We start from the raw sequence: 2,003 nt of genomic DNA on the forward strand, positions 1-2,003 counted from the left end.
GAAGGGGTGAACCCTGAGTGATGGCCGCTCCAGGCGCTGCGGCCTGCTTTCGCCTAGATGTTGTGGCTGCCGCCCTCGCCGCGGCGGGGCCCATCGGTGTACCGGGCATCGTCGGCATGCCGGCCGGCCTCGTCCGCCTGGACCGCAGCCGGGTCGGCACCGCGCTCGGCGCCGGCATCGCCACGATGGGCTCCGCCGTCGTTGTGGCGGTCCGGGCGTACGTCCCCGTCCTTGGTGTTGACGTCCGGGTCCAGATCGTCGGCCTTGCGCAACTGCTCCTCGCTCTCGCGGCGGATTCCCTGCGCGTCGGCCTGGCGCTGCTCGGCGTCCTGGCGCAGGCGGTCCGCTTCGATCTGCGCCCGCTGCGCCTCGGCATCCGCCCGCTGGGCATCGGCCTGGGCCTGCATCGCGTCTGCTTCCCGTTCGCGCGCTTCCACCGAGGAAACCTGCGCGCCTTGCCGCATTTCCGCCGCCTGCCTGCGGTTTTCTTCCTGCTCTTCGAGCTTCCGCTTGCTGTTGCGCTTCTGCGCAAAGAAGACAATGACTCCGATGATGATCAGGAGTACAACTACTGCGATGACGATTCCGATGATCGTTCCTGTGTCCATGCTGGGGCTCCTCCTCGTTGTAGCGAATTACTGAGCCTGCTTACTTTGTACCATTGATAGGGCGGCACCGGTAGGGCGCACAAACGCCGCACGGGGCCGGACAACCGTGCAATGTTGCCCATGGACGTCGCATCCCACGGCCGCCAAGATGGACCCATGGCCGAACTTCCCCGCATCGTGACACCGCCCTGCGCCCTGCCCGGAGCGCCAAGCCCCCTCGCGGCCACCGGCCGGCCGCTGCGCTGGGGTGTGGTGTCCACCGGGGCCATCGCCACCCGTGTCGCCGAGGACATCGCACGGCTCCAGGATGCCGTACTGCACGCGGTGAGCTCTCGGAACCAAAGCAACGCGGTCGCCTTCCAGCGCCGTTTCGGCTTTGCCACGTCCTATTACGACGACGGTGCCGGCAAAGGCTTCGACCAGCTCTTTGCCGACGCGGAGGTGGACGTGGTCTATGTGGCCACGCCGCACGGCCAGCATTACGAGATCGCCCGGCGCGCGCTGGAGGCCGGCAAGCATGTGCTGTGTGAAAAGTCCCTGACCATCAACGCTCGGGAAGCACTGGAACTGACCGAACTTGCAGCCGCCCGGGGGCTGTTCCTGATGGAGGCGGTCTGGACCCGGTTCCTGCCGATCATCAACCGTGCGTGGGAAATTCTCGCGTCCGGCGAGCTCGGCGAGGTCCGCTGGGTGCAGGCTGACGTGGGGTTCCCGGCGCTTTATGATCCGGCCGCTCGGCTCTGGAATCCGGCAGCCGGCGGCGGTGCCCTGCTGGACCTGGCCGTCTATCCCCTGACCTGGGCGCTCGGGGCGCTGGGCTTCCCGCAGACGGTCTCGGCCACCGGCTTCGTCAATGACGATGGCGTGGACGCCCAGAACGCCATGACGCTCAGCTATGGCTCGGGCGCCCAGGCGCAGCTGGCGTGTTCCTTGCAGGCCGCGTCGCCGCGCACGGCCACCGTGGCCTGCACCGGCGGCTGGCTGAGGAGCAACGCGCCGCTGCACCATCCCACCGAGCTGGCAGTCCAACCGCACCTGGGCGAGCTCCGGGTGGAAACGTTCCCCAAAATCGGCCATGGCTACGTCTTCGAGCTGCGCGAAGTCACCCGCTGCATCCAGTCCGGACTGCTGCAGAGCGCCACCATGCCGTGGGCGGACACCGTTGACACCATGCGCCTCTTTGACGGCGTCCGCGCCCAGCTGGGCGTCAGCTATGCCAACGACCGCGCGCTTCCGGTAGCGGAGTGAGCTGCGAAAGCACGGGCGGCGGCCGGTCCCCGGGAGCACGACGGCGTCCTGTTGGCCCGTGAAAGCACCGCGGCGGCCGGCGGATCTTCCTTCGGAAGGTGCGCCGGCCGCCGTCGTTCATTGGGGCCTGGAGCCGGGCGGAACCGC

The 2,003-nt window shown here is 68.4% G+C and carries 2 protein-coding genes; one reads left to right on the plus strand and one right to left on the minus strand.

Annotated features, from left to right (window positions below):
* Window positions 1–53: 53 nt before the first annotated feature.
* Window positions 54–608, minus strand: a complete 555-nt coding sequence (locus AC5RWT_RS36875; protein WP_494084537.1) for a hypothetical protein — start codon at window positions 606–608, stop codon at window positions 54–56.
* Window positions 609–764: 156 nt separating this feature from the next.
* On the opposite strand from AC5RWT_RS36875, the gene AC5RWT_RS36880 reads away from it, so the two are divergent.
* Window positions 765–1,856, plus strand: coding sequence for a Gfo/Idh/MocA family protein (locus tag AC5RWT_RS36880; RefSeq protein WP_494084538.1), 1,092 nt, complete (start codon window positions 765–767; stop codon window positions 1,854–1,856).
* The last annotated feature ends 147 nt before the right edge of the window (window positions 1,857–2,003 follow it).

This window comes from Arthrobacter sp. Dra40 (assembly GCF_059091905.1).

Bases quoted from the DNA above. Each gene is read 5' to 3' on its own strand.
- AC5RWT_RS36880 (WP_494084538.1), top strand. From the start codon at position 765: ATGGCCGAACTTCCCCGCATCGTGACACCGCCCTGCGCCCTGCCCGGA.
- AC5RWT_RS36875 (WP_494084537.1), bottom strand. From the start codon at position 608: ATGGACACAGGAACGATCATCGGAATCGTCATCGCAGTAGTTGTACTC.